Consider the following 26,863-nt stretch of genomic DNA (forward strand, 5'->3'; position numbering starts at 1 on the left):
CATGGGTACAATTTTTATTCTTTTTATCATTTTTGGACTTCTTATTTTAGGCGGATTTGCCGTTTTAATTGCGTTTGTCATAAAAAAAGCAACAACTCCTAAAACCAAAGAATTTATAGAAAATGAAAAGGAAACCATGCGTCAAAATGTGCTGAAAGATCGTAAAAAGTTAGATCCGCACAAAGCAGAAATGTACCGTTATGTAACAGATGCAATGGTTTTTAACTACACAAAAGCTGTTACATACGCCAAACTTTCTGGATTAATTTTTAATGAGAATCGTAAAGCCATTGTTGCTTTTGAGCGTATAGAACGCGGCATGCACACGAAAGGACATTTGGTTGCTATGACCAAAAAACAAGAATTTTTCTACGAGTTTACAGGTCTGGAAGCCACATTTTATGTAGATGATGTTCTCTTGGGACGATTTGATAAAGCAGGAACAATTTATAATGCAAACAATCAGCCTATTGGTCGTGCAAAGCATCCTATAAAAGCTTCTTTTGATCTACACCTTTTCAAAACAACACATCATCGTTTGGGCGAAGGATTGTTTCCGCTACAGCTGCATGGTAGACAATTGGCAACTATCAATGTTGCGCCAAATTATGATGACATTGGTTTGGTTTCTTCTGTCACCAGTGTTTTTGAAGAATTAGGTTTCGGTACGCCAATCATCACACTTACAGATATACCAACTCAGGAAGAAGAAAAATGGTTGTTGGCTTTTGCAATTTTTGAAACTGCTTTTCATGGAAATTGGCTCATTCCATAACGAAAACGAGACGTTCATGCTTTATAAATTTTCACTTTCGTGGATGGAGTATATTTAAATCCTGATGAAAAACCCGTTTTTAAAAATCTTCCTGTATTGATTGAAGCGATAAATGAATTGAACATCAAAAAACTATTAGAGAAGATCTTTTTTTACGTGCAATTAGAAGCGAGTGGTGATGTAAAAAACATATCTGTGTTCCCATATCAAATTTCAGAAAAAGAACTTGAAACTTTAACGACATTGATTACTAATTTTCCTTTAAAAGTAATTCCAGCGCGTCACAACGGAAAAAATATTCCATACAGTGGAAAAGTTTTTATGGATTTGAAATAGCTTTTACATAAAAACGCCAATTCAATATCTGAACTGACGTTTTATGCTCCTAAAACTGATTGAAGATTAACATTTAATAGTGATTTGGGCAACAGAAACCATTTGCACTACATGCCCAATTTGGTGGACAATCAGAATCTCTATCGCAGTAAATTTGTACGCCTCCGTTAATTTTTGATTGTGTTTCCTTACTTAATGTCGTTGCATTTTGTACATTTTTAATTTTTTGTAACATGATGTTTGTTTTTTGATGACTCCTACTCTATTGAGGCTTTTCAGAATTACGCCTGTTTGATAGGATTAATGTAAGAATAAACAGCGTGCTATTTGTACATCCCGATAAATATTGACGTATTGAAGTAAAGGTTGACGTTTTTTTTGAGATTGGAGGAATTGAAAAATTAGACATTAGCCAAGTTCTGAGAGCTTTATTAATGTGGCAATTTGAAAATTTGAAAATGTATCAATTAGTTTCAAACAAAACTCAAATTTGTCTTAGAAACACATTTAACATTTAAAAAAATTCAGGTATTGGCTTTTGGGTATTAGGTATTAGGTATTAGTCAAGTTCAAAAAGTATTATTAATGTGGCAATTTGAAAATTTGAAAATGTATCAATTAGTTTCAAACAAAACTCAAATTTGTCTTAGAAACACATTTAACATTTAAAAAAATTCAGGTATTGGCTTTTGGGGATTAGGTATTAGTCAAGTTCAAAAAGTATTATTAATGTAGCAATTTGAAAATTTGAAAATGTATCAATTAGTTTCAAACAAAATTCAAATTTGTCTTAGAAACACATTTAACATTTAAAAAAATTCAGGTATTGGCTTTTGGGTATTAGGTATTAGGTATTAGGTATTAGGTATTAGTCAAGTTCAAAAAGTATTATTAATGTGGCAATTTGAAAATTTGAAAATGTATCAATTAGTTTCAAACAAAACTCAAATTTGTCTTAGAAACACATTTAACATTTAAAAAAATTCAGGTATTGGCTTTTGGGTATTAGGTATTAGTCAAGTTCAAAAAGTATTATTAATGTGGCAATTTGAAAATTTGAAAATGTATCAATTAGTTTCAAACAAAACTCAAATTTGTCTTAGAAACACATTTAACATTTAAAAAAATTCAGGTATTGGCTTTTGGGTATTAGGTATTAGCCAAGTTCAAAAAGTATTATTAATGTAGCAATTTGAAAATTTGAAAATGTATCAATTAGTTTCAAACAAAATTCAAATTTGTCTTAGAAACACATTTAACATTTAAAATTTAACATTCAACATTTTAATAAGCGAAGCAATTCTAAAACAACCCAATTTGTCCATCACCAGCAACTGGTGGTTCTTCTCCATCAGAAGTTTTTTTAGTGTCAGTTTTTGCATCAACAGTTTCTTCATCTACAACTTCCATGTCTTCGGTAGAAACTTCTTCCTCATATGGCAACGATTCTAGTGAATTAATTTGTCTTACTTTATCGGTTGTCAATTGATTTCCAAGTGCTTTAATTCCTTTTACCGCAATAAATTCTTCCAAATTTACTTCAAGATTCGGCTTTTGATCTTTTCCGCGTTGTTTATAAAAAACCACTTCTGCCATCGGTCGCCAATCGGTCATCACCAACTCCAATTGCGATTTAGGATGATCGGTAATAAAAGTTTCTACTTTCGATGTATTTTCTACCAAGAAACGTTTTACAAAATAACGCTCTTTTTCGCCATCGTAATAAATTGCTGAAATTGGTTTTTCTGGATTCCACTTTTCTAACACAATCATATCACTGTCAAAATGTGCTGTGAGTTCTGGAAGAATCGTTTTTAATTCTCCTTTTTGATTGATGATAAGTAAGCGATCTTCTCCTCTAAATTCACCAATAAGTTCACCTCTACCATCTACATTGAGACGTTGAACGGTTTCGTCAAACCATATTTTACGCGGTTTTAAGGTGGAAACTCCTTTTTCTTTGAGTTCAATACGTTTGATAGCATATTTTGTAACGAGATTTCCTTTTACACCACGACCTTTGATGCTTAAATCAGCAAAATCAATATCCCATTTCAGCTTTTTGATACTTCCAGCTTGACGCAACAAGATCGTTACAATTTCCGCTTCTCCGTTTGGATTCGCTGAAAAATACGTAACCATTGATCCTTTTGTTCCGCGCGTAAGATCGTATTCTTTTCCACGCGTCACACTTGTTACGGCAAAACGTTTTATGTAGCTCGGTCCGCCTTTACCATCACGATAAATCATATTGTAAATCGTGCGTTTGTCTTTTTTCTTAAAGATGGCAACATGAATGATGTTTTTTCCGATAAATGTTTTGGAATCTACTTTGGTGACTTGCATTTTACCATCACGCGTAAATGCTATAATGTCATCAATATCAGCACAATCAGCAACATATTCATCTTTTTTGAGTGATGTTCCTATAAAACCTTCTTCTCTATTTACATAGAGTTTTGTATTACGAATCACAACTTTTCGTGCGTCTACATCGTCAAAAATTCTGATTTCAGTTTTGCGCTCTTTTCCTTCTCCGTATTGCTTTTTTAAGCGTGTAAAATAAGAAACTGCATAATCAATTAAGTTTGCTAAATGATGACGAACTTCTGCAATAGTTTCTTCTAAAGCATCAATTTTTTGTTGTGCTTTGTCAATATCAAATTTTGAAATACGCTTGATTCGAATTTCCGTTAAACGCGTGATATCTTCTACGGTTACTGCTCGTTTTAAATGAGTAATATGCGGTTTTAGTCCTTCATCAATCGCATTGATAACTCCTTCCCACGTTTCTTCTTCTTCAATTTCACGGTATATTCTGTTTTCAATGAAGATTCTTTCTAACGATGCAAAATGCCATTGTTCTTGCAATTCACCTAATTGAATTTCTAATTCCGATTTCAACAATTCTACCGTATGATCTGTTGAGCGACGCAACATTTCAGAAACACCAATAAATAACGGTTTGTTATCGTAAATGATACAACCTAATGGCGAAATAGAACTTTCACAGTTTGTAAAAGCATATAATGCATCAATGGTTTTATCAGGAGAAATGTTATTTGGCAAATGCACTAAGATTTCAACATCGGCAGCCGTATTATCTTCTATCTTCTTTATTTTGATTTTTCCTTTGTCATTTGCCTTTAAGATCGATTCTATGAGCGACGTTGTATTGGTTCCAAAAGGAATTTCTGTAATGACTAAGGTATTTTTGTCTAATTGTGAAATTTTGGCACGAACACGTACTTTTCCACCACGCAAACCATCATTATAGTTGCTTACGTCCATGATTCCTGATGTTGGGAAGTCGGGATAAATCTGGAAGCGTTTTCCCTGTAAATGCTTAATTGAAGCATCAATCAGTTCGATAAAATTGTGTGGTAATATTTTTGTGGATAAACCAACGGCAATTCCTTCTGCTCCTTGCGCTAATAGCAAAGGGAATTTGACAGGAAGATTGACAGGTTCGTTTTTACGACCATCATATGACAATTGCCAATCTGTAATTTTTGGACTGTATACAACATCTAAAGCAAATTTTGATAAACGTGCTTCAATATAACGAGATGCTGCAGCACGATCGCCAGTGAGAATGTTTCCCCAGTTTCCTTGCGTATCGATGAGCAAGTCTTTTTGACCAATTTGTACCATGGCATCAGCAATACTCGCGTCACCGTGTGGATGATACTGCATGGTGTGACCAACTATGTTGGCAACTTTGTTATAACGTCCATCATCCAAATCTTTCATTGAATGCATGATACGGCGTTGTACAGGCTTGAAACCATCTTCGATGGCAGGCACAGCTCTTTCTAAGATTACATAAGATGCATAGTCCAAAAACCAATCTTTGTACATTCCTGTAACTTTGGTAATGGTATCTTGCGAATTGTTGTTATGTTGCTGATTTTCAGCATGTAATTCTTCGTTATGTTCTTCCATTAAGAAATTTGGTTGTTATGCTTTATAACTTTATCTAATGATTTTTTTAAGGCTCGTTTCTTAGTTCCGCTCAGCAATGAAATGTTGAAACGAACACGCTTTATTTGGTTTGTTTTCGATTTTACATAGATATACAAAAAGCTAAATAATATATAGTTTTGCAAACGATAACGCTTTAGTTTTTCCTTTGGAAATTCTGCTCTATGTTCCCGATAGTTGATAAAATTTGAAATAAATAATCCTTTATTTACAAATGTGAGTACATTACCATCGCTGTCAAATTCAAAATATTTAGCTGTACTGTAAAAGATTAGAAAAACAAGCAATAGCATGACAGGAATGCTATACCACACTCCTACTGTTTTAAAATCTTCACGAAAAAGAAAGAGGTAAAGCATGATTAAAATGCTACCAATTCCTAGAAAAAAGTAGAGAAACGGAACCCACTTTTTTGATTTTGCGTTGCTAAACCGCATGCTCCCAATTATTTTTCTTCAATAAGATCTAGTTCGACCTTAAGATTGTTAATAATAAATTCTTGTCTATTTGGAGTATTTTTTCCCATGTAGAATTGCAATAATTCTTCAATGGAAGTTTCTCTGTCTAACATTACGGGATCGAGACGAATGTCGTCTCCGATGAAATGTTTGAATTCATCAGGTGAGATTTCTCCCAAACCTTTGAATCGTGTGATTTCTGGTTTCCCGGACAGTTTTTCTATGGCGGTTAGTTTTTCTGCTTCACTGTAGCAGTATATGGTTTCTTTTTTATTTCGAACTCTGAACAAAGGTGTTTGTAAGATATACAAATGTCCTTCTTTAATTAATTCTGGGAAAAATTGTAAGAAGAATGTAATGAGTAACAAACGTATATGCATTCCATCTACATCGGCATCAGTAGCGATTACGATGTTGTTATAACGCAAGTCTTCCATAGATTCTTCTATGTTTAATGCCGCTTGTAACAGATTGAATTCTTCATTTTCATATACAATTTTTTTGGACATTGCATATGAGTTTAAGGGTTTTCCGCGCAAGCTAAAAACCGCTTGTGTATTTACATCACGTGATTTTGTGATAGAACCCGAAGCAGAATCTCCCTCAGTAATGAATAGTGTCGATTCGAGTCTTCTGTCTTTTTTTACATCACCTAAGTGAATTCTGCAATCACGCAGTTTTTTGTTGTGCAAGCTCGCTTTTTTAGCACGTTCTTTAGCGAGTTTTCGAATTCCAGAAAGTTCTTTACGTTCGCGTTCTGCTTGCAGAATTTTACGTTGTAATTTTTCTGCTGTTTCTGGATTTTTGTGTAAATAATTGTCTAAATATTTACCTATAAAATCATTCACATACGTACGAACCGTAGGCAAATCGCCTCCCATATCGGTAGAACCTAATTTTGTTTTAGTTTGCGACTCAAAAACGGGTTCCATTACTTTGATACTAATGGCAGAAATGATTGATTTTCGAATGTCAGACGCTTCATAGTTTTTTCCATAAAAATCGCGAATTGTTTTTACAATAGCTTCACGAAATGCTGATTGATGCGTTCCTCCTTGCGTAGTATGCTGACCATTTACAAACGAATGATATTCTTCGCTGTACTGTGTTTTGCTATGTGTCATTGCTACTTCAATGTCATCACCTTTTAAGTGAATGATTGGATATAGCATGTCTTCTTGATTGTTGTTGTCTTCTAAAAGATCCTTTAAACCATTTTCTGAGAAGAATTTTTCTCCATTAAAAATGATGGTCAATCCAGGGTTTAGATAGACATAGTTACGCAGCATTTTTGCCACGTATTCCATACGGAATTTAAAGTTTTTAAAGATCGTTTCATCTGGAACGAACGTTACTTTTGTTCCGCGTCTGCGCGATGTTTCTTCTAGAAATTCTTTGTCTTTTAAAACACCTGTAGCAAATTCGGCTGCACTTGATTTTCCGTCACGCGTAGATTCAACCCTAAAATATGTAGAAAGTGCATTAACCGCTTTTGTACCAACTCCGTTTAAACCTACAGATTTTTTGAAGGCTTTGGAATCATATTTTGCTCCTGTGTTCATTTTAGACACAACATCTACTACTTTTCCTAGTGGAATTCCACGACCATAATCGCGTACAATTACTTTAGTTCCTTGAATGGAGACTTCAATAGTTTTTCCAACACCCATGACAAACTCATCAATAGAGTTGTCTAAAACTTCTTTTACTAAAATATAAATTCCATCATCTGCCGAAGAACCATCTCCCAATTTTCCGATATACATTCCTGGACGTGTGCGGATATGTTCGCGCCAGTCAAGTGTACGTATGTTTTCTTCTGAATATTGTGAGTTTTGCGACATGTATTGAAGTAGTATTAGGGTTCGTCGCTAATATACTATTTACTATCAAAAAATAAAACCCGAACGGACTAAATTAATCAACAAAAAGCGCAATATTTTGTGAATATTGCGCTTTTTTAATAGGTATTTTAAATATTGTCTTTATTCAGACCAATATCTGAGTGTTACTACGATGAATCCGTCGCTTCCTACCAAGCTTTGATCGAGCGTTACAATTGCGCTAGATGCACCATCAAAATAACCATCATACGCATCAAAACGATACGTTCCTGCTGGTAAGTTTAAAAAACTGTCATAGTTGTAACGATCTGTGTAGAAAATTTCGCCTGTGTCTTGGTTTGTTGCAGCGTAACCTGGCAATGTTCCCGCAGGAACTGAAGCACCTGAGCGTTCGTCTACTAATTCAATACGAACATTGTATGTTACTGCTAACGATTTAAGATCAGTTGCCTCAGTTTTGATTTCTTTTGCTAATGTAATTTGCGTGTTTAAGAAACCTCTGATTTCACGAATAAGTTGTCTTGCTGTACCTCTGTCGTTTTGCTGAATAGCAGTTTCTAATAGAGTACTTTTGTTTCGTACGAAATCTTCGTTTCCTTCTATTGTAGAGGCTTTACTTTGAATGCTAGAAGGATCAATGTTGCTGTTTCCTTGCGCCGCTTGCCCGATGTAATAGATTACTTCATCACTGAATTCTTCTACAACTTCCATGCTTCCATCCATAATTTGTAGATAGGTTGCCACATCGGCATTTGGATTGTTGTTTACTAAATAATCGACCGTTAGCGTTTTTAAAGCTGCTTTGACTCTTTTGGCTTCAATTCGGATAACTTCTGCCGAATCGAACGTTTCATCTAAATCATCGATTACAGATTGTTGCGCTTGTGTATTAACGGCAAAAAACATGAGTAATGCACTTAATACGAATGTAATTTTTTTCATGAGATACTAATTTTTGGTTATAGCGTAAAAGTACAACCAGAATGTATCTAAATCGTTACAGTTATATTATAAAAAGATTACTGTTTTCTGTTATTTTTGAAATGATTACTAGCGAAAATTCGACATTACAATTAATACTAAAATTACCAATCGTACTAATTACTAAGGTTTACATAGAATATTTTTCCCGAATTCGTGTATTTACAAACAGATTGGCTATTCTTTGATTTTATACCTTGAGTAAGCAAAAATTAATCTTAATACATACGTCAGTTCGATATAAATCAATCAATTTATATTTATAGTAATTTTAGAAATAATTCTGCTATATAATTCATTTTTAGGGTTTTATTTTCGTTTTCTTTGCTTACCCAAAGAAAAGAAACAAAAGAAAGGGAACTTTTCCAGAGGTATTTTTAGTTTTTCTTTTAGAGAAAAACTAAAACCGCATGAGTTTTTCTAAATTTTAGTTCACCATGCTCTATTTTCAGTTATGGAGTTCATGAATTAACATTTCTCCAAGGTTTCGAAAATTTTTAACGAAAAACTCCTGCTATACTGCGGAAAAGAAAAGTTTCAAACTAAAATTCTTACGTTGAACTCTCGTTAATACATCGTTTTTTATGATAGATTTGGAAAACAAAAAAACCTTCTAGTTAAATTTGAAGGTTTTTGATATTTCGTATGTAAATGTGTGTTTATACATTAAAAAGGAAATGCATTACGTCTCCATCATTGACGACATATGTTTTCCCTTCTATTGCCAACTTCCCAGCTTCTTTTACTTTTGCTTCTGTTTCATAGGTTACATAATCGTCATATTTGATAACTTCTGCACGAATGAATCCTTTTTCAAAATCTGTGTGAATAACGCCTGCTGCTTGTGGAGCTGTAGAACCGACTTTAATCGTCCATGCGCGAACTTCTTTTTCTCCTGCTGTGAAATAGGTTTGTAAGTCTAAGAGTTTGTATGCAGCACGAATTAAGCGAGAAACGCCTGGTTCTTCCAATCCGATGTCTTCTAAAAACATTTGACGCTCATCGTAATCTTCCAATTCTGCAATGTCTGCTTCTGTTCCAACTGCCAATACAATGATTTCAGCGTCTTCATCTTTTACGGCTTCACGTACTTTTTCTACGTATGCATTTCCAGATTTTGCCGAAGCTTCATCTACATTACATACATATAGTATTGGTTTTGCTGTGAGCAATTGAAAACCTTTCATTAGTTCTGCTTCATCTTCTGTTACTTCTACAGCTCTTGCAGAGATTCCTTGCTCTAGTGCATTTTTAAATTTTTCTAGTGTAGCTTGTTCTTTTTGCGCTTCTTTGTTTCCTGTTTTTGCAGCTCGTTTTACCTTTTCTAAACGCTTTTCAACGGTTTCAAGGTCTTTTAATTGCAATTCAATATCAATCGTTTCTTTGTCACGAATTGGATCTACACTTCCATCAACATGCACAATATTATCATTGTCAAAACAACGTAAAACGTGCATGATTGCGTTGCACTCGCGAATGTTTCCAAGAAATTGATTCCCTAAACCTTCACCTTTACTTGCACCACGAACCAAACCAGCGATATCAACAATTTCTACTGTTGCAGGCAAAACGCGTTGCGGATTTACCAATTCTTCTAGTTTTTCCAATCTCGGATCTGGTACATTTACAACTCCTAGATTCGGTTCAATTGTACAAAAAGGAAAGTTTGCACTTTGCGCCTTTGCGCTTGATAAACAGTTAAATAAGGTTGATTTTCCAACGTTCGGTAATCCTACAATTCCAGCTTTCATGTGATAGATAAAAATTTAGTGGTGCAAATATACTATTTATGCGGTGATATTGTAATTTTATTTGGGTTTTAGTTGCTTTGCTATTAGGTTTTGGATATTTAATATTTTAATACCAAAACATCCAAAACCCAAAACCTAATTTCTCTTGGGTAACAACTTCAAGCTTCTTGTACTGTATGATATAATCTTAAAATTATAGATTATAAAAAGAATTTAAAGTCATTTTTAGCTTGTATTCTTTGTAATTGACTTCAATAATTGTCACGTTCTTTGACGTATTGTTTTGCTTCAATTTTGTTAAATACGGTTTTCCCGTTTTGAAATCGATTGTAAATAGTTGATTTTTGTGTTATAAACTAATCAAATCAATTTTATGTCCCGATTATCGAAATTTGTATTTTCTGTGTGCTTTTTAAGTGTTTTTATACTGAATGCCCAAAAGAAAGATTTACTTACTTATTATTTACCACAAGATGTTACGTACAATAAAAGCATACCAACTCCCGAAAGTGTAATTGGTCATCCTGTTGGAAAATGGCATGTAACACACGACAAGCTGGTGATGTATATGAAAGCACTGGCGGAAAGTTCCGATAGAATTATATTGGAAGATCGCGGGAAAACTTTTGAAGATCGTCCATTGTTATTGTTAACTATTACTTCGCCTAGAAATCATCAAAATATCGAGAATATTCGTAAAGAGCATGTTGCTTTGACGGAAAGTAGCGGACAAAACGCAGCTGTTTCCAATATGCCAATTGTGGTATACCAAGGATTTTCAATTCACGGAAATGAAGCTAGTGGTAGTAATGCTGCTTTGCTTCTCGCCTATTATTTGGCTGCTGCCGAAGGAACTGAAGTGTATGATTTGTTAAATAATACTGTAATTTTATTAGATCCTTCGTTTAATCCTGATGGTTTGCAACGCTTTGCAGGTTGGGTAAACATGCACAAAAGCGAACATTTAATTAGCGATCCGCAAGATAGAGAATACGATGAAGCTTGGCCACGCGGACGTACAAATCACTATTGGTTTGACATGAATAGAGATTGGTTGCCTGTACAATTGCCAGAATCAAGAGCAAGAATTAAAACATTTCATCGTTGGATGCCTAATATTTTGACAGATCATCATGAAATGGGAACAAATTCTTCGTTTTTCTTTCAACCGGGAATTCCGTCAAGAACACATCCATTAACACCGCAAATGAATCAAGATTTGACGAAAGAAATTGCAACGTATCACGCAAAAGCTTTTGATAAAATTGGTTCGTTGTATTATACTGAAGAAAGTTTTGACGATTTTTATTATGGAAAAGGTTCTACATTTCCTGACATTAATGGAAGTATTGGAATTTTGTTTGAACAAGGAAGTGCACGCGGACACCTTCAGGAGAGTGAAAATGGTTTGTTGACATTTCCGTTTGCGATTCGAAATCAATTCACCGCGGCATTGTCTACATTAGAAGCTGCCAAAAATATGCGCACTTCTATTCTTCGATATCAACAACAATTTTATGTAAATGCAAGAAAAGAAGCATCAGAAATTAAATCGCGCGCGTATGTGTTTGGTGATGAGAAAGATGCGGCAAAAGCATATCATTTGGCAGAAATGCTGAAACGACATAAAATTACGGTGCATGAGGTAAAAAATGATTTTACACAGAATGGAAAAACGTATAAGAAAGGTGCAAGTTATGTTGTGCCTAGAAATCAACGACAAAGCCGATTGATTAATGCGATTTTTGAGAAACGTACACAGTTTCAAGATAGTTTATTTTATGATATTTCCGCATGGACATTGCCTTTAGCGTTTAATTTGTCGTACGATAATTTGAGTTCACTTTCAAATGCTGGCAATGAAATTAACGAGTTAAAAATGCCAACAGGAACACTAAAAGGAAGTGGAAATTATGCGTATGTTTTTGAGTGGAATGAGTATTACTCACCAAAAGCCTTGGCATTAATTAAAGCGAAAAAACTGCGTGCAAAAGTTGCCATGAAACCGTTTACATTAGAAGGTACACGTTACGATTATGGCACGATTATGATTCCTGTGCAAAATCAACGATTAAGCGCGCAAGAGATGAAGCAGTTTTTAAGCTATGTAGCCAAAGAAAGTCATTTGGATATTACTGCAGTTTCTTCTGGTTTGACCGAGGGAATTGACTTGGGAAGTAACAATTTCGAAGCAATCAACGAGCCAAAAATTGCGATGCTTGTTGGTGATGGAATTACGTCGTACGATGCTGGAGAAATTTGGCATTTGTTCGATCAACGTTATGAAATTCCGTTAACCAAGCTTGATACACGTCGATTTGGACGAATGAATTTAGAGAAATACACACATCTTATTTTACCAAATACATATTCACTTCCGAATGATATTACGCAAAAATTGAAAACTTGGGTAAAAAACGGTGGAACTTTGATTGCCTATCGCAATGCTGTAAATTATGTAAGTCGCAACAAGTTTATTTCGTTAGATATTAAAAAGACTGGTATTGACGCAAAGAATGTTTCTTTTGAACAACGCCGCGATCATAATGGCGCACAGGTTATTGGTGGTGCAATTTTTAATACCAAAATCGATCGTTCACATCCTATAAACTTTGGCTATTTGCATGATGAATTGCCAATGTTTCGAAATACAACTGTTTTTATCAATCCGAATGAAAAAAGTTATAACAATCCGATTCAGTATACCAACAAGCCGTTGTTGAGTGGTTATGTTTCCGAAGAAAATTTAGAGCATTTGAAGAATAGTGTTCCTTTTCAAACCTCACGAATGGGAAGCGGACGCGTAATTGTTTTTACCGATAATACTAACTTTAGAGCTTTTTGGTACGGAACAAATAAGTTGTTGATGAACGCGATTTTCTTTTCAGGGATGATGTGATTTGGGTCTTGGGTCTTGGGTTGCTTTGCTTTTGGGTTTATTTTGAAATTTATAAATATTCAGTGAAGTGATTTAAGCTTCTAATTTTCGCTTAAATTCTAAAAGTTTAAATCACTTCAATATCTAAAAATGAAAAACAAGCAAGAGTATTTTACGAAATCTTCAATCCATTCGGAATTTTTGCAGAAGGTTGCATTAAAATGACATCATCACCATCAACTGCGCCCAGTACAAGACATTCTGAGAAAAAATTAGCAATTTGTTTTTTAGGAAAGTTTATAACTGCCATGATTTGCTTTCCTAGTAATTCTTCCTTTGTGTAGCGTTTGGTAATTTGTGCAGATGATTTTCTGATTCCGATTGCTGAACCAAAATCAATCGTAAGTTGATACGCTGGTTTTCTGGCTTTTGGGAAATCGTTCACTTCGATAATCGTCCCAATTCGCATATCTACTTTTTCAAATTCATTCCAAGTTAAATCTCCCATTATATTTTTTTGAGTAAATTTATACTATAAAAACGAAATATCAAATGGCACTTACTCCTTCTAATATGCTTCCGCTAGGTACGAAAGCTCCCGATTTTATGTTATACGACACCATTTCTGAAGAAAATGTTTTTCTCAATCAAGAAAAAGGAAAAAAAGGAACTGTAATTATGTTTATTTGTAATCATTGTCCGTTTGTAAAACATGTGAATCAAGGATTGGTTCAGTTGGCAAATGATTACAAGAGAAAAGGAATTGGTTTTATTGCAATTTCTAGTAATGATGTAGAAAATTATCCTGATGACGCGCCCGATTTGATGAAAAAAAATGCAAAGAAGGAAAAGTTTCCTTTTGTTTATTTATATGATGAAAGTCAGAATGTTGCCAGAGCTTACAAAGCAGCTTGTACTCCCGATTTTTATATTTTTGACGATAAACTTTCTTTGGTGTATCGTGGACAATTAGACGATTCACGCCCAAACAATGGAGTTCCTATCACAGGAAAAGACATGCGAGAAGCATTGGATGCACTATTGAAGGGTGAGGAAATTACAGCAGATCAGAAACCGAGTATTGGTTGTGGAATAAAGTGGATTTCGTAGCTTCGACTTCGCTCAGCTACTTTACTTTTTTAGACTTGCTTAGTTTTTAGGTTCGCTTCGCTCAATTCAAAGATTGAAAATTTAATGATTCAAGGTTATTTCTGAGATTATTATTTGATTTTTATCTAAAATGCTAAGTCTTTAATTTTAAATACGTTTATAAGATAAATTTGAATGTTATTTGAAACTAATTGATACATTTTCAAATTTTCAAATTGCCACATTAATTAGACTCGCTTAGTTTTTAGACTGTTAGATTGAAATACGTAAACTGAGCGGAGTCGAAGTTTACTTCCAGCCTTTTCGAATCATTAATTGTTCAATATGTGCATAATGATGTTTGCAGTGCCAAGCGTAAATTCCGATGTTTTCTTTGAGAGAAACTTTTTCATTTCCTTCCGGATGGATAAAAACTTGTTCCAAATTGGAAATAGATAAACCTTTTAGAAAGTATACCCATTTTGCATGCAATGCTTTTATCATAGCTAATGAAAGTGCAATCGGTGCTTTTTTGCTGTCAAATAATTCAGCCCAACGATCTTCATAATAGGCTTTGATTATTGGTGTATTTTCTGTTAAAGTCCATTTGAATCGTGTGTAACTATTATGATGACTGTCTGCCACATGATGAATTACTTGACGAATTGTCCAGCCATCAGGTCGGTACTGTGTATCTAATTGTGCTTCTGAGAGCTGTTTTACTAAGTTTTCTAACTTCTGCGGAAACTTCTCTAATACATGAATCCATTCTGAAATATATACTTCGGTAATTTGTGCAGGAATTTGCGGTTTCCCGATAGGATATTTTAATTCTTCTAAATTCATAATATTAGGTGCTAAAAAAACGCCCTGAGATTTTCAGAGCGTTTATATAATTTTATTTTACATCCATCAATTCGACATCGAACATTAAAGTTGCATTTGGTGGAATAACACCGCCAGCGCCTCTTGCTCCGTATGCTAAATGTGGTGGAACTACAAATCGTGCCTTATCTCCTACTTTCAACAAAGCGATTCCTTCATCCCAACCAGGAATTACTCTACCTTCTCCTAATGGAAAATCGATTGGCGTATTGGTTCTGTATGAAGAATCGAAAACGCCACCGTCAGGAAACATTCCTTTGTAGTGTACAAAAACAGTTTTCCCTGCTTCTGCTTTTGTTCCGTTGCCTTCTTGGATAATTTTATAACGTAATCCACTTTCAGTTTTATCAAAACCAGTTGCGATTTCATCCAATTCTTTTTCAGCTTTTTCTTTCGCTGCTTTTTCTCTTTCAGCTTTTGCTCCGTTGAACAATCTGAATGCTTCTACCGCGTTGAATGCTTCTGCATCTGCTCCTTGTCTGATAATTTCTACTTTTTCAATCGTATCGCCTTGTGCGATTGTATCTACCACTTCTTGTCCGCTAGCCACATGACCAAAAACAGTATGTTTTCCATCTAACCAAGGCGTTGGAACATGTGTAATAAAAAATTGACTTCCATTCGTTCCAGGTCCGGCATTTGCCATAGAAAGAACTCCAGGTTCGCTGTGTGTTAACTCTGGATGAATTTCATCATCAAAATTATATCCTGGACTACCTGTTCCAGTTCCTAAGGGACAACCTCCTTGAATCATAAAATCTGGAATAACTCTATGAAATTTAAGTCCATCGTAATATGGTGTTCCTTGAGGTTTTGCTTTATTTTCCAATTGACCTTCTGAAAGGGCAACAAAGTTACCTACAGTTCCAGGGGTTTTCTTATAAGTTAGGCTTACTAGGATTTCTCCTTTGCTGGTATGAAATTTTGCGTATAATCCGTCTTCCATTTGTATAATTTTAATTTACGTTGCGAAGATACGCATCAAAATACAATTAAGAAATACACAGCGAAAAATATTCTACTCTCAAATAGTAATGGAAAGCCGTATTTCTTTTACTGAAAAACCGTAGCGAGATTTAAAATTTTGATTTTAACTTGATTTTTGAAATCAAGTTAAAAAACTGTCTTGTTACAATTATTGATTATCAATTGATTAGCTTGATTTTACGTTCAAAGAAAGTTTTAAAAATGAGGGATTGACTTTTATATTCTAGAAGAAACCAAAAAACTACAAATACTAAAAAAAGTATTAAGTGTATACATGGCGAAAGTATGGTTTTAAATAGGAATATTATTACGGTAAAAACCTAAAATTAATCTAGAAAGAACTTTTTTTTAACATTCGGAAAAAATGATTTAACCATAATAACAAAAACTAGTAACTTAATTAAAATTTAAACAAAATGAGAAAAGTATTCGGATTATTCGCATTATTATTAGTAGTAAATTTAGGATTTATAGCATGTGAGCCAAATAGCACATCAGATGCTGGAGATGATAATGTATTTGAAAATGTGACAGGGACAGGAAATGAAGAAGGAGAGGTTGATAATGGAGAAGAAGAAGGAGAATAAATTTACTTTAGATAGCATATTTTATAAGTATACTCTGTTGACAGAGTATACTTTTTTTATTTAAAATCAACCTAGTTTTGTAAATTGCAAGAATAAGGAAATTTTAGCTTCATATAATGAGAAAGTATTTATGTATTATAATATTTTTAACTATAGCTTTAAACAAAACTATAGGACAAAATGGTATAAATGATAGTATTGACATTTTGTTTGACAAAGTCGATGATAAACTCACTCCTATTCATACAAAAAAACAATTACTCTTAAAGGTTTCTAATTTTATTGACCTGATTGAAGAAGATTCGATTAGAAACAAATACCTCTTAAAAATTTCCCTAGAATACAGACAAATTAATGATTCTATAAATTTTAGGTTCTTTAATGAGGAAGCTCTAAACTTATCTAGGAAACTAAATGATTCTTCTAATATAGCTAAATCCTATAACAGATTAGCATACATGTACATGACTAATAATATATATGATAGTGCATATCATTATTATTATGATGCTCAAAAAATTTATGAAGAAATTGATAATTTCTACTATTCAGGAAGAATGTTGTATAACATGGGAATTATTCAAAGAAACATAAAAGATTATGTTGGTAGTGATGTTACAACAATTAAAGCAATTGAAATATTTAAACCTCTAAAGAAATATGATAAACTATACTTATGTTATAATAATTTGGGGATCATTTTTAATAATCTTGAAGAATATGATCAGGCAATAAACTACCACAATATTGCTTTGGAATATTTAAGAAAGGATAAAGGGAAAAATATTCTTGAAGCTACTACATTAAATAATATAGGAGTCGTTTTTGAGAATCAAAAAAAATATAAAAGAGCAATAGAAAAATATATTAATGCTTTAGGTTTTGATAGTCTGTATCATAAAAACCCAAGATTGTATGCAACATTGACCGATAATCTTGCCTATTCAAAATTTAAACTAAATGATTTTTCAGAGTTACCTAATCTTTTTCTCAAATCGTTAAGAATTAGAGACAGCCTAAATATATCTCCAGGTATTGTTATCAATAAACTTCATCTTTCAGAGTTTTATTTACATAAAAACGACACTGTACAGAGTTCTAAATATGCTAATGAAGCAAAAGAATTAGCAAAAAAAATTAAATCATACGATCATCTCTTAGATATTTATAAACTGCTATCAAAAATCGAACCTGAAAAAGATACTTTTTATTTAGAAAGACATATTTCTTTATATGATAGTTTAGTTAAACAAGAACGATCAATAAGAAATAAGTTTACAAGAATCCGTTATGAAACCGACGCTGTTAAAACTCAAAATGAAAAACTAAGCCTTCAAAACACATGGATTGTAGCTATTTCAACAGCGCTCATCTTTTTCGGATTCCTTATTTATGTGATTACTCAACAGCGTACGCGTAATAAAGAGCTAGAAATGGAACAGCAACAACAGATTGCTAATGAAGAAATTTATAACTTGATGATCGATCAACAAGACAAGATTGAAGAAGGTAGAAAACGTGAAAAAGAACGGATTTCTCTCGAACTGCACGATGGAGTTTTGGGAAGATTGTTTGGAACACGACTCAGCTTAGGTAGTTTGAACGCAAAAGATGATGCTAATTCTAAAAAAGTAAGAGAACAATACATTAATGAGTTGCAGAGTATTGAGGAAGAAGTAAGAAATATTTCTCACGAATTAGGTCTTGATAATTTCGATAAAACAACGAGTTACAGTACAATGATTGCAAATCTTTTGGAAGAACAATCAAAAATAACTAATTTTAAATATCAGATTGATGATGACGATCAAATTATTTGGACAGACATTCCTGGGCATATAAAAATTAATATTTACCGTATTATTCAAGAGTCTATCCAAAATATAAATAAGTATGCGCAAGCAGAAAATGTAGTTCTTGATTTTAAAAAGAATGACAATCATATTATACTTACCATTAAAGATGATGGCGTTGGTTTTGACCAAGAGAAAAGAAGTAGTGGTATTGGACTTAAAAATATGAAATCGAGAGTTACACTGCTTCACGGGCAATTTACAATCAATTCAATCCCTGGTAAAGGAACTTCAATTAGTGTTGACGTTCCAATGACGTAAAAGAACTTAACCTTATCATATGAATAAAGATATTAAAGTATTAATTGTAGACGATCATCCAATGATTATCGAAGGCTATAAGAATGCCTTATTGGGTATTAATTCTGATGAAATGACATTGCGAATTGATACTTCCGATAGTTGCGACGGTGCTTATACAAAAATTAAAAACGCATCTACAGGAACTCCGTATGATGTTGTTTTTTTAGATATAAAACTTCCACCATCAAGCGATGGAAAGATTATTTCAGGAGAAGATTTAGGAATTAAAGTAAAAGAATTACTTCCTGATACTAAAGTTGTCATTCTTACAATGTTTAATAACAACTTCAGAATTCACAATATTCTAAAAAACATCAATCCCGATGGATTTCTAGTGAAAAGTGACGTCACTTCCGATGAATTAATGCGTGCTTTTCAAGTTGTCTTAACAGATCCGCCATATTATAGTCACACAGTAACAAAGTTGTTGCGTACGCGAATTATTAACGAAGTAGTTTTAGACGATATTGACAGAAATATTCTTTTCCATCTTTCTAAAGGAATTAAAACCAAAAATTTAACCGAATACATTCCATTGTCGTTGGCAGCCATAGAAAAGCGTAAAAGACACTTAAAAGAAGTATTTGATGTTGAAAAGAAAGGTGACGAATCGCTACTTGAACAAGCAAGAAACACCGGATTTTTATAGCATATAATAAAAGCTGCCTGAAAATTTTGAATTTCGTCAAACCGAATCAAGTTCAGACTAACGTTTCTTAATTTTCAGACAGCTTTTATTAACTATATAATGTTGTAACTTAATTCGCTACTTCACTAATAAACTTGATGCGATACAAACGCAATTCTTCATCGTCGTAATCTCCATCAAATTCTTCCAAAGCGGCAGAAATCTTATCATTTTCAGATTCTAAAAAATATTCATGAATTTCCTCTTGTTGATCTTCATCCAATACTTCATCAATCCAATAACTAATGTTTAATTTCGTTCCGCTGTAAACAATTTGTTCCATTTCCTTAATGAAATCAGGCATTGCAAGCCCTTTTGCTGCGGCAATATCATCCAAAGGAAGTTTTCTATCAACACTCTGAATGATATATAATTTAAGTCCAGAATTCATTCCAGTACTTTTCACTACTAAATCATCAGGACGAACAATATCATTTTCATCAACGTATTTCTTGATAAATTCGATAAAATCTTTACCATACTTTTTCGCTTTTCCATCACCAACACCATGAATATTCTTCATTTCCTCAAGCGAAATTGGGTACTTTAACGCCATATCTTCCAAAGAAGGATCTTGAAAAACAACAAATGGCGGCACACCTAAACGTTTGGCAACTTTTTTACGTAAATCCTTCAACATGCCCATCAATTTCTGATCGGCTACAGCACCATTTCCTTTAGAGGCAGTAATAATACTACTATCTGCTGCTTGCGCAAAATCATGATCTTCCGTCATCATAAAAGATTCAGGATTTTCTAAAAATGCCAAACCAGCATCTGTCAATTTAATGACACCATAAGTTTCAATATCTTTTCGCAACAAACCAGCGACTAATACTTGACGAATTAATGCCATCCAATATTTATCATCATGTGATTTCCCACTACCAAAAAATGGCTGTAAATGTGTTTTGTGCGATTTTATCAAAGCATTTTCTGTTCCGACTAACACATTAACCACATTACGAGATTTGTACGTTTGTTTCGTGTTTTTAATCGTTTGTAAAAGCTCCACAACTTGGTCTTGTGCTTCTACTTTCTTTTTCGGATTACGGACATTATCATCCATATCTGCTCCTTCTCCATTTTCAGGGAATTCTTCTCCGAAATAATGTAATATAAATTTTCTTCTAGAAATAGACGTTTCCGCGTAAGCGACAACTTCTTGCAATAACGCATGCCCAATTTCCTGTTCTGCCACAGGTTTTCCAGACATAAATTTTTCTAGCTTCTCAATATCTTTATAAGCATAAAAAGCCAAACAATGACCTTCACCACCATCACGCCCTGCTCTACCTGTTTCTTGATAGTAACTTTCAATACTTTTTGGAATATCATGATGAATCACAAAACGAACGTCTGGTTTGTCAATTCCCATCCCAAAAGCAATCGTAGCCACCACAACATCGCAATCTTCCATTAAAAACATATCTTGATGTTTTGCCCGTTTTTTTGGATCTAAACCTGCATGATACGGAACTGCGTTAATTCCGTTTACCTGAAGTACTTGCGCCAATTCTTCTACACGTTTCCTACTCAAACAATATACAATACCACTTTTTCCTTGATTTTGTTTGATGAAGCGAATAATATCGGCATCAACATCTTTCGTTTTTGGTCGTACCTCGTAGTATAAATTAGGTCTGTTAAACGAAGCCTTGAAAGTGTTAGCATCTGTCATTCCTAAATTTTTAAGAATGTCTTCTTGCACTTTTGGCGTTGCAGTTGCAGTCAAGCCAATTATAGGAATATTATCTCCTATTTTACCGATGATATTTTTTAAATTTCTGTATTCAGGACGAAAATCGTGTCCCCATTCTGAAATACAATGGGCTTCATCAACTGCCATAAAGGAAATCTGTACCGTTCGTAAAAACGCTACATTTTCTTCTTTCGTTAGTGATTCTGGTGCTACATACAATAATTTTGTAATTCCATTAGTAATATCTTCCTTTACTTGTCTTGTTTCCGCTTTTGTAAGCGAAGAATTTAATACATGGGCAATTCCATCTTGTGATGAAATTCCACGTAAAGCGTCTACTTGGTTCTTCATTAAGGCGATTAGGGGAGAAACAACAATAGCAGTACCTTCTTTCATTAAGGCTGGCAATTGGTAACATAATGATTTACCTCCACCAGTTGGCATAATAACAAAGGTGTTCTTATTGCTGATAATGCTTTTAATAACTTCTTCCTGTAGTCCTTTGAATTGACCGAACCCGAAGTGCTTCTTTAGTTCCTTGTATAAGTCAATTTCTACTAAACTCATTCTATCTTTTTACTATTTTACATACATTTGCATACACTAAAGATACTATTTTCTTTAGTAACAACAATTTTTAAATTTATTCATTTTGAAATATAAAGATAGTATTATTAGTGCTGCCAAGCAAACCATTGAAACAGAATATAATGCAATAAAAAATTTAATCTCTTTAATTGATGATGAGTTTGCCGAAGCAGTGTCTTATATCTACAACTCAAACGGTAGAGTCGTTGTAACTGGAATTGGAAAAAGCGCAAATATTGCCACAAAAATTGTAGCAACGCTAAATTCTACAGGAACACCAGCCATTTTTATGCATGCCGCAGATGCAATTCATGGTGATTTAGGAATCATTCAGGAGCACGATACCGTAATTTGTATTTCAAAAAGTGGTAATACGCCAGAAATTAAAGTGTTAGTTCCGTTAATTAAGAACAGTGAAAATAAATTAATCGCCATTACTTCCAACAGAGAATCATTTCTGGGAACACAAGCCGATTATGTGTTGCATGCCTATGTTGAAAAAGAAGCTTGTCCAAACGGATTGGCACCAACCACCAGCACAACAGCACAATTGGTTTTAGGTGATGCACTAGCGATCTGTTTGTTAGAATTACGCGGATTTTCAAGCAAAGATTTTGCAAAATATCATCCTGGTGGCGCGTTGGGTAAAAAATTATACTTGCGTGTCAATGATATGTCTTCCGTAAATCAGAAGCCAAAAGTTTTTGCCGATAGTTCTGTAAAAGATGTAATTGTGGAAATTTCTAAAGGAATGTTGGGCGCAACGGCAGTTATCAACGATGCGGAAGAAATTATTGGAGTCATTACTGATGGAGATATTCGACGTATGTTGTCCAATAATGATTTCATCGGAAACCTCACAGCAAAAGACATCATGTCATCCAATCCAAAACGAATAGAAAATGACGCCATGGCTGTGGAAGCTTTGGAAGTGATGGAAGACAACGGAATTTCACAATTAATGGTAGAAGCGCAAGGAAAATACGCAGGAATCGTACATTTGCATGATTTAGTAAAAGAAGGAATACTATAATGGGGAAAAATAAAAACGAAATGTCATTCTTAGATCACTTAGAAGAACTGAGATGGCACTTAATTCGAAGCTTTGCTGCGATATTTATCATTGCGTGTGTTGTATTTGTATTTATTCAACCCATTTACAAAAACTTACTCATTGTTCATTTAGATGGAGATTTTGTAACCTATCATTTTTTCTGTGATACGTTTCAACTAATTGGAGTTGATAGTGACTTTTGCGGATTAACATTTGATGATGAACTGATTAACACAGACGTAACAGGTCAATTTACCATGGCAATTTGGTCAGCATTAATATTAGGATTCATTTTTGCATTTCCTTATATTATATTCGAATTATGGCGTTTTGTCGCACCAGGATTGAGTCCAAAAGAACGCAAAAAATCGAGGTGGTTCATCTTTTTTGCTTCACTCCTATTCTTTGTAGGTTTGCTATTTAGTTACTACGTAATTATGCCAATGTCTTCCTACTTCTTTTATAATTTTCAAATTTCAGAAGGAATTAAAAATACGATCAAAGTACAATCGCACATCAGCTTACTAACAAACACATTATTGGGAGTTTCGCTCGTTTTCGAATTACCACTAATCATCTATTTCTTATCAAAATTAGGATTAATCACGCCAACATTCTTGCGCAAATACAGAAAACATGCGTTGGTAATTGTATTGATTCTTGCTGCCATCATTACACCGCCAGATGTTGCGAGTCAAATTGTAGTAGCAATTCCAATCTTAATTTTATATGAAATAGGAATTGTAATATCTAAAAGAGTTGAGAAAAATTTAAAAAAGAAACTAAAAAATGGCTAATCAAGTAGAAGAATTTAACGCTTACAGAGCTAAAATGAACGATAAAATTTTAGCAGATAACAACAAAATTATTAAACGTATCTTTAATTTAGATACCAATGCATTTACTGCTGGCGCCTTGGATGTGCAAACGAAAGAGTTACTAGGTTTGGTAGCTTCTACCGTATTGCGTTGTGACGATTGTATCAAATATCACCTAGAATCTTGCTACAACGAAGGTTTGAGCAAAGAAAAAGTGGTAGAAACCTTAAGTATTGCAACACTAATTGGCGGAACAATCGTAATTCCACATTTGCGTAGAGCTTATGAATATTGGGATGCGTTGGAAGCACAAAATTAGATATTTAGACCGCTGCGCTATTTGATGTTAGATCGCTGCGCTTTTAGACTTGTCACTTTGCTATTTTGAGACGTTTTTAGGCTATGAACTTAGTTGTTTATTCTCTGTCGATTAATAGTTTAAAACATTAAACTTTGTCAGGTTATAGATTTTTGCAAACAACTAAATAACTACCAAAGTTAATTTCGTATTAAAAAGTATCAGCATTTTGTTGAAATTAGTATTTTTACCATTCATAATGACCAAATTATATGATTTTAAGAGCCGATAGTATCATGAAGTCCTACAAAGGGCGAAAAGTTGTAAAAGGTATTTCTCTTGAGGTAAATCAAGGAGAAATCGTTGGATTGTTAGGTCCAAACGGAGCTGGAAAAACAACTTCTTTCTATATGATTGTAGGATTGATTAAACCCAATGGCGGAAAAATCTTTTTGGATGATATGGAAATCACCAAGTTTCCCATGTACAAACGTGCGCAAAACGGAATTGGATATTTGGCGCAAGAAGCTTCTGTTTTTCGCAAATTGAGCATTGAAGAAAATATTCTAAGTGTATTACAACTTACCAAATTGTCAAAGAAAGAACAACATATGAAAATGGAATCTTTGATTGAAGAATTTGGCTTGGGACACATTCGCAAAAACCGAGGCGATTTACTTTCTGGTGGAGAACGAAGACGTACCGAAATTGCTCGTGCTTTGGCAACAGATCCTAAATTTGTATTGTTGGATGAACCTTTTGCAGGAGTCGATCCGGTTGCCGTAGAAGACATTCAACGAATCATAGCACATTTAAAAAACAAAAATATTGGAATCCTTATCACAGATCACAACGTACAAGAAACGTTAGCGATTACTGATAGAACCTACTTAATGTTTGAAGGAAACATTCTAAAAGCAGGAAAACCAAAAGAATTGGCAGAAGACGAAATGGTTCGAAAAGTGTATTTAGGTCAAAACTTCGAATTGCGCGAAAAGAAACTGGATTTCGAGAAAAAAATAGATCAGTAAAAAGTGACTGTCTAAAGACTACTTTTTTACCAAAGAAAGCAATACATACAATAAAATAATGATTGGAATTGCTAAAAAGTGTAAAAAGATCAACAGCAAAATACAAGTTATGATAAAAAGATACTTTATCATGTTATTTTTAAAACTCCAATCCTTAAATTTTAAAGCGAATAACGGAATTTTAGCATTCAATAAATAACAACTTAAAAGGGTCATTCCAATTAAAAACCATTTGTTTAAAATGATAACATCTGGATGAATCAAATTACTTCCTTGATATGCTAAAATTAATGGAAACGACATAATTAACAAGGTGTTGGCAGGTGTTGGCAAACCTATAAAAGAAGAAGTTTGATTTTCATCAATATTAAATTTTGCCAAACGATACGCAGAAGCCAACGCAATCAATAAGCCAAACAAAGGCAATACATGCACTTCATTCTGAAACCAATGCCACGAATCTGACCAAGAATGCCCGTCGTGTACTTTCTCATGTATTCCTAAAGCTTTATTGAATAACTGATACATGACAATTCCAGGAACAACACCACTGGTTACCATATCCGCTAAAGAATCTAACTGTAAACCCAATTCACTTTGCACCTTTAACAATCTGGCTGCCAAGCCATCAAAAAAATCAAAGAAAATTCCTAAAAACACAAAAAATGCAGCAATTTCCAACTGATTTTTCACTGCAAATATAACGGCCAAACAACCACAAAATAAATTCAATAACGTGATAAAATTAGGAATGTGTTTTTTGATATTCATAAAAACGATTTTTTGTAAAAATAATTAAACTTTGCAAACTCTATAGAGAAAAGTGCAAATGTTAATCAAATCAAGACAATATCTACGTATTTTTTGAGTTTATTAGGGTAGAAAATCGCATATTTGTATAAAAATTACACTCTTGAAAAAGTTATTTGTATTCCTCTTTATAATATTTGCCCACCTAGCAAACGGTCAATCTGTTGCTAAATATTCCAATGAATTTATGAATATTGGTGTCGATGCTGGCGCTTTTGGTATGGGAAATGCTGTTGTAGCAAACATTGGTGATGTAAACTCTGGTTACTGGAATCCTGCGGGATTGGTGCAACTAGAAGACAAACAAATTGCCTTAATGCACTCTAGTTATTTTGCAAATATTGCGCTGTATGACTATGCTGCGTTTGCAATGCCAATTGACGATAGAAGTGCTTGGGGAATTTCACTAATCCGTTTTGGTGTTGACGATATTTTAAACACAACACAATTAATTGACAGTCAAGGAAATATTGATTTCAATAGAGTCAGTCTTTTCTCTGCTGCCGATTACGGAATCACCTTTTCATACGCGCGTAGAATGCCCGTACAAGGACTAAATTATGGAGTAAATGCCAAAGTAATTCGTAGAGTTATTGGCGATTTCGCTTCTTCTTGGGGATTTGGTTTTGACTTCGGATTGCAATTCAGACATAAAGACTGGAAATTCGGATTGATGGCGCGTGATATCACCACAACTTTCAACACATGGAGCATTGATGAAGATTTATTCAATGATGTAAGCGATCAAATTCCAGAGCAGGATTTGCCTGAAACTACAGAAATTACCATTCCAAAACTACAACTTGGAGTGGCGCGAACATTTACTTTTAATTACGATTATTCGCTTACAGCGGAAGTGGATTTAAACATGCGTTTTGCAGAAACAAATGATGTTATTTCTACATCGTTTGCAAGTATTACACCTGCGGTCGGATTGCAATTTGCCTATACAGATTTGGTGTTTTTGCGTGCTGGTGTTGGAAACTTTCAAAACGAAAACAACTTCGGGTCTGAATCTTTAACGTTTCAACCAAATATTGGAATTGGTTTTAAATACAAAGGAATTCAAGTTGATTACGCACTAACGGACATTGGCGATCAAAGCGCGGCAGTATATTCTAATGTATTCTCATTAAAAATTGACTGGAGTTTATTCAGATAAA

At 33.8% G+C, this 26,863-nt stretch carries 23 protein-coding genes; 12 read left to right on the plus strand and 11 right to left on the minus strand.

Annotated elements, in window-relative coordinates; genetic code table 11:
• The first annotated feature begins 1 nt into the window (after position 1).
• Positions 2–775, plus strand: coding sequence for a hypothetical protein (locus KAOT1_RS05665; protein WP_007093776.1), 774 nt, complete (start codon positions 2–4; stop codon positions 773–775).
• 39 nt (positions 776–814) lie between these two features.
• Complete coding sequence (locus KAOT1_RS05670; RefSeq protein WP_007093777.1) at positions 815–1,111, plus strand: hypothetical protein; 297 nt, start codon at positions 815–817, stop codon at positions 1,109–1,111.
• Between the two features lie 73 nt (positions 1,112–1,184).
• Here the strand turns inward: KAOT1_RS05670 and KAOT1_RS22760 are convergent, their stop codons facing one another.
• The 6 genes from KAOT1_RS22760 to ychF all read right to left on the minus strand — a co-directional run bounded on the left by KAOT1_RS22760 (position 1,185) and on the right by ychF (position 10,129).
• Entirely contained in the window at positions 1,185–1,346 is a 162-nt protein-coding gene (locus KAOT1_RS22760; protein WP_007093778.1) for a hypothetical protein, read from the minus strand.
• Between the two features lie 1,067 nt (positions 1,347–2,413).
• Positions 2,414–5,056 (minus strand): DNA gyrase/topoisomerase IV subunit A, encoded by a 2,643-nt coding sequence (locus tag KAOT1_RS05675; RefSeq protein ID WP_007093779.1) that lies wholly within the window; start codon positions 5,054–5,056, stop codon positions 2,414–2,416.
• Positions 5,056–5,532, minus strand: a complete 477-nt coding sequence (locus KAOT1_RS05680) for a hypothetical protein (protein WP_007093780.1) — start codon at positions 5,530–5,532, stop codon at positions 5,056–5,058. The genes KAOT1_RS05675 and KAOT1_RS05680 overlap by 1 nt, the downstream gene beginning before the upstream one ends.
• Positions 5,533–5,540: 8 nt before the next feature.
• A complete protein-coding gene (locus KAOT1_RS05685; RefSeq protein ID WP_007093781.1) occupies positions 5,541–7,397 on the minus strand; it encodes a DNA topoisomerase IV subunit B in 1,857 nt (618 codons plus the stop codon).
• A gap of 141 nt (positions 7,398–7,538) precedes the next feature.
• Positions 7,539–8,339 (minus strand): hypothetical protein, encoded by an 801-nt coding sequence (locus KAOT1_RS05690; RefSeq protein WP_007093782.1) that lies wholly within the window; start codon positions 8,337–8,339, stop codon positions 7,539–7,541.
• 698 nt (positions 8,340–9,037) lie between these two features.
• The gene (gene ychF / locus KAOT1_RS05695; RefSeq protein ID WP_007093783.1) at positions 9,038–10,129 is read right to left on the minus strand and encodes a redox-regulated ATPase YchF; all 1,092 of its coding nucleotides are present in this window, start codon (positions 10,127–10,129) and stop codon (positions 9,038–9,040) included.
• A 373-nt stretch (positions 10,130–10,502) separates the two neighbouring features.
• On the opposite strand from ychF, the gene KAOT1_RS05700 reads away from it, so the two are divergent.
• Positions 10,503–13,028: a M14 family metallopeptidase gene (locus KAOT1_RS05700; RefSeq protein ID WP_007093784.1), complete on the plus strand. Its 2,526-nt coding sequence runs from the start codon at positions 10,503–10,505 to the stop codon at positions 13,026–13,028.
• Between the two features lie 151 nt (positions 13,029–13,179).
• On the opposite strand, the gene KAOT1_RS05705 is transcribed toward KAOT1_RS05700, so the two are convergent.
• Positions 13,180–13,515 carry a tRNA-binding protein gene (locus KAOT1_RS05705; RefSeq protein WP_007093785.1) on the minus strand — a complete coding sequence of 112 codons (336 nt, stop codon included), beginning with the start codon at positions 13,513–13,515 and terminating at the stop codon, positions 13,180–13,182.
• A 44-nt stretch (positions 13,516–13,559) separates the two neighbouring features.
• Here KAOT1_RS05705 and KAOT1_RS05710 point away from each other — a divergent pair, with 44 nt between their 5' ends.
• Positions 13,560–14,117, plus strand: coding sequence for a thioredoxin family protein (locus KAOT1_RS05710; RefSeq protein WP_007093786.1), 558 nt, complete (start codon positions 13,560–13,562; stop codon positions 14,115–14,117).
• 288 nt (positions 14,118–14,405) lie between these two features.
• Here the strand turns inward: KAOT1_RS05710 and KAOT1_RS05715 are convergent, their stop codons facing one another.
• Both KAOT1_RS05715 and KAOT1_RS05720 read right to left on the minus strand, forming a co-directional pair.
• Positions 14,406–14,942: a YfiT family bacillithiol transferase gene (locus KAOT1_RS05715; protein ID WP_007093788.1), complete on the minus strand. Its 537-nt coding sequence runs from the start codon at positions 14,940–14,942 to the stop codon at positions 14,406–14,408.
• 52 nt (positions 14,943–14,994) lie between these two features.
• Positions 14,995–15,927: a peptidylprolyl isomerase gene (locus KAOT1_RS05720; protein ID WP_007093789.1), complete on the minus strand. Its 933-nt coding sequence runs from the start codon at positions 15,925–15,927 to the stop codon at positions 14,995–14,997.
• A gap of 457 nt (positions 15,928–16,384) precedes the next feature.
• On the opposite strand from KAOT1_RS05720, the gene KAOT1_RS22765 reads away from it, so the two are divergent.
• The 3 genes from KAOT1_RS22765 to KAOT1_RS05730 all read left to right on the plus strand — a co-directional run bounded on the left by KAOT1_RS22765 (position 16,385) and on the right by KAOT1_RS05730 (position 19,360).
• The gene (locus KAOT1_RS22765; RefSeq protein ID WP_007093790.1) at positions 16,385–16,555 is read left to right on the plus strand and encodes a hypothetical protein; all 171 of its coding nucleotides are present in this window, start codon (positions 16,385–16,387) and stop codon (positions 16,553–16,555) included.
• A gap of 116 nt (positions 16,556–16,671) precedes the next feature.
• The gene (locus KAOT1_RS05725) at positions 16,672–18,669 is read left to right on the plus strand and encodes a tetratricopeptide repeat-containing sensor histidine kinase (protein WP_007093791.1); all 1,998 of its coding nucleotides are present in this window, start codon (positions 16,672–16,674) and stop codon (positions 18,667–18,669) included.
• A 19-nt stretch (positions 18,670–18,688) separates the two neighbouring features.
• Positions 18,689–19,360, plus strand: coding sequence for a response regulator (locus KAOT1_RS05730; protein WP_007093792.1), 672 nt, complete (start codon positions 18,689–18,691; stop codon positions 19,358–19,360).
• 109 nt (positions 19,361–19,469) lie between these two features.
• Here KAOT1_RS05730 and recQ read toward each other — a convergent pair whose 3' ends face one another.
• The gene (gene recQ, locus KAOT1_RS05735) at positions 19,470–21,668 is read right to left on the minus strand and encodes a DNA helicase RecQ (protein ID WP_007093793.1); all 2,199 of its coding nucleotides are present in this window, start codon (positions 21,666–21,668) and stop codon (positions 19,470–19,472) included.
• Positions 21,669–21,753: 85 nt separating this feature from the next.
• On the opposite strand from recQ, the gene KAOT1_RS05740 reads away from it, so the two are divergent.
• From KAOT1_RS05740 to lptB, 4 genes are all read left to right on the plus strand, one after another.
• A complete protein-coding gene (locus tag KAOT1_RS05740; protein ID WP_007093794.1) occupies positions 21,754–22,722 on the plus strand; it encodes a KpsF/GutQ family sugar-phosphate isomerase in 969 nt (322 codons plus the stop codon).
• Entirely contained in the window at positions 22,722–23,540 is an 819-nt protein-coding gene (gene tatC, locus KAOT1_RS05745) for a twin-arginine translocase subunit TatC (RefSeq protein WP_007093795.1), read from the plus strand. The genes KAOT1_RS05740 and tatC overlap by 1 nt, the downstream gene beginning before the upstream one ends.
• The gene (locus tag KAOT1_RS05750) at positions 23,533–23,880 is read left to right on the plus strand and encodes a carboxymuconolactone decarboxylase family protein (RefSeq protein WP_007093796.1); all 348 of its coding nucleotides are present in this window, start codon (positions 23,533–23,535) and stop codon (positions 23,878–23,880) included. The genes tatC and KAOT1_RS05750 overlap by 8 nt, the downstream gene beginning before the upstream one ends.
• Positions 23,881–24,131: 251 nt before the next feature.
• Positions 24,132–24,890 carry an LPS export ABC transporter ATP-binding protein gene (gene lptB / locus KAOT1_RS05755; protein WP_007093797.1) on the plus strand — a complete coding sequence of 253 codons (759 nt, stop codon included), beginning with the start codon at positions 24,132–24,134 and terminating at the stop codon, positions 24,888–24,890.
• An 18-nt stretch (positions 24,891–24,908) separates the two neighbouring features.
• Here the strand turns inward: lptB and KAOT1_RS05760 are convergent, their stop codons facing one another.
• A complete protein-coding gene (locus tag KAOT1_RS05760) occupies positions 24,909–25,661 on the minus strand; it encodes a CDP-alcohol phosphatidyltransferase family protein (RefSeq protein WP_007093798.1) in 753 nt (250 codons plus the stop codon).
• 142 nt (positions 25,662–25,803) lie between these two features.
• Between KAOT1_RS05760 and KAOT1_RS05765 the strand changes: the two genes are divergently transcribed.
• Positions 25,804–26,862, plus strand: a complete 1,059-nt coding sequence (locus KAOT1_RS05765; RefSeq protein WP_083777290.1) for a putative type IX sorting system protein PorV2 — start codon at positions 25,804–25,806, stop codon at positions 26,860–26,862.
• Position 26,863 lies beyond the last annotated feature (1 nt).

This window comes from Kordia algicida OT-1 (assembly GCF_000154725.1).
Taxonomy (GTDB): Bacteria; Bacteroidota; Bacteroidia; order Flavobacteriales; family Flavobacteriaceae; genus Kordia; species Kordia algicida.

Excerpts from the sequence above, each read along its gene's own strand:
- KAOT1_RS05665 (WP_007093776.1), top strand. The coding sequence starts at position 2 with ATGGGTACAATTTTTATTCTTTTTATCATTTTTGGACTTCTTATTTTA.
- KAOT1_RS22760 (WP_007093778.1), bottom strand. The coding sequence starts at position 1,346 with ATGTTACAAAAAATTAAAAATGTACAAAATGCAACGACATTAAGTAAG.
- KAOT1_RS05675 (WP_007093779.1), bottom strand. The coding sequence starts at position 5,056 with ATGGAAGAACATAACGAAGAATTACATGCTGAAAATCAGCAACATAAC.
- KAOT1_RS05680 (WP_007093780.1), bottom strand. The coding sequence starts at position 5,532 with ATGCGGTTTAGCAACGCAAAATCAAAAAAGTGGGTTCCGTTTCTCTAC.
- KAOT1_RS05685 (WP_007093781.1), bottom strand. The coding sequence starts at position 7,397 with ATGTCGCAAAACTCACAATATTCAGAAGAAAACATACGTACACTTGAC.
- KAOT1_RS05690 (WP_007093782.1), bottom strand. The coding sequence starts at position 8,339 with ATGAAAAAAATTACATTCGTATTAAGTGCATTACTCATGTTTTTTGCC.
- ychF (WP_007093783.1), bottom strand. The coding sequence starts at position 10,129 with ATGAAAGCTGGAATTGTAGGATTACCGAACGTTGGAAAATCAACCTTA.
- KAOT1_RS05700 (WP_007093784.1), top strand. The coding sequence starts at position 10,503 with ATGTCCCGATTATCGAAATTTGTATTTTCTGTGTGCTTTTTAAGTGTT.
- KAOT1_RS05705 (WP_007093785.1), bottom strand. The coding sequence starts at position 13,515 with ATGGGAGATTTAACTTGGAATGAATTTGAAAAAGTAGATATGCGAATT.
- KAOT1_RS05710 (WP_007093786.1), top strand. The coding sequence starts at position 13,560 with ATGGCACTTACTCCTTCTAATATGCTTCCGCTAGGTACGAAAGCTCCC.
- KAOT1_RS05715 (WP_007093788.1), bottom strand. The coding sequence starts at position 14,942 with ATGAATTTAGAAGAATTAAAATATCCTATCGGGAAACCGCAAATTCCT.
- KAOT1_RS05720 (WP_007093789.1), bottom strand. The coding sequence starts at position 15,927 with ATGGAAGACGGATTATACGCAAAATTTCATACCAGCAAAGGAGAAATC.
- KAOT1_RS22765 (WP_007093790.1), top strand. The coding sequence starts at position 16,385 with ATGAGAAAAGTATTCGGATTATTCGCATTATTATTAGTAGTAAATTTA.
- KAOT1_RS05725 (WP_007093791.1), top strand. The coding sequence starts at position 16,672 with ATGAGAAAGTATTTATGTATTATAATATTTTTAACTATAGCTTTAAAC.
- KAOT1_RS05730 (WP_007093792.1), top strand. The coding sequence starts at position 18,689 with ATGAATAAAGATATTAAAGTATTAATTGTAGACGATCATCCAATGATT.
- recQ (WP_007093793.1), bottom strand. The coding sequence starts at position 21,668 with ATGAGTTTAGTAGAAATTGACTTATACAAGGAACTAAAGAAGCACTTC.
- tatC (WP_007093795.1), top strand. The coding sequence starts at position 22,722 with ATGGGGAAAAATAAAAACGAAATGTCATTCTTAGATCACTTAGAAGAA.
- KAOT1_RS05750 (WP_007093796.1), top strand. The coding sequence starts at position 23,533 with ATGGCTAATCAAGTAGAAGAATTTAACGCTTACAGAGCTAAAATGAAC.
- lptB (WP_007093797.1), top strand. The coding sequence starts at position 24,132 with ATGATTTTAAGAGCCGATAGTATCATGAAGTCCTACAAAGGGCGAAAA.
- KAOT1_RS05760 (WP_007093798.1), bottom strand. The coding sequence starts at position 25,661 with ATGAATATCAAAAAACACATTCCTAATTTTATCACGTTATTGAATTTA.